The following is a 913-nucleotide window of genomic DNA, read 5'->3' as shown; positions in this document are numbered from 1 at the left end:
TGGGAACCCACTGCTCAAGCTGTCAAGGTTTGAAGGCCATCTTAGAGGCGACCTCCCTTGCCTCTCAGCACTCACACAAAAATTGCTACCAAACTGAGAGACTAACCAAATAACTTCAATTGAAGCTAGGGTTAGAATTTTAAGCTTTGATAAAGTGTGCTGAACTGGTGGGCAAATTAGAGAATCCAAGCTGTTACCGCGCGGCCCTAACGCCCATTCCTCTGTCAAGCTGTCTAGCAGCATCCCCAGCAGACGCCGATCGAACTGGCAGAGAAAAGGTTGCGACAGGGATCCCGCTGGCTCTAGATGAGGTTGTCCAAAGCAAACTTTGGAGAAAGGTGATGGGATCCTCCCCTAGCTGGATCGGTTTGCCCTCCCTGCTGGCAACAGCGGTCTTGGATCATTGAAGCAGAATTGGGTTTGGATCCCATCTCGTCTCAATACAGCTTTTTCCAACGTGGGGGAGTTCTGTAGAACGGTGGGATCCGGTTGTTATCCCTGTTGACCTGTTTTTCAAGAATTGTCCACCCTACTACCCAAGGAGCGGCTATGGAATTGGTTTACTTCACCCCCATCCTCGATGTGCGCGTGCAGCGAAGCACCCTTGACTTCCCGAAGCAGCAGAGCTCTGGAGAGCGCCCTCGCACTTTCTTCCCCACACCATTACAGGTTTGGGAGAGCGGCGAGGCCTACACTGTCCAGCTCTGGGTGCCCGGCGCCGATCGCGAGCGCTTCCACATCGAGGCCACAGCCCAGCAGCTCTCCATTAGCGGTGAAATCCAGCTTCAAGGCCCTGAAGGTGCTGAATTACGCTACCAAGAGGTGGAGCCTCAGCCTTTTCTACGCATCCTCAAGCTAGCCAAAAGCATTCAGCCGGAAAAAGTCTCGTCAATCTACCGGGATGGCATTCTCA

Annotated in this window: 1 protein-coding gene; it reads left to right on the top strand. The window is 53.0% G+C overall.

All coding sequences use genetic code 11. The features are described from left to right. Positions 1-549 precede the first annotated feature (549 nt). On the top strand, positions 550-913 hold a 364-nt coding region (locus NW858_RS06965), incomplete at its 3' end, for an Hsp20/alpha crystallin family protein (protein WP_414520174.1).

The sequence above is a fragment of the Synechococcus sp. H55.10 genome, from assembly GCF_047502715.1.
Lineage (GTDB): Bacteria > Cyanobacteriota > Cyanobacteriia > Thermostichales > Thermostichaceae > Thermostichus.
The sequence above is the reverse complement of the archived record's forward strand: the minus strand, read 5'-3'. Positions and strand labels throughout refer to the sequence as shown.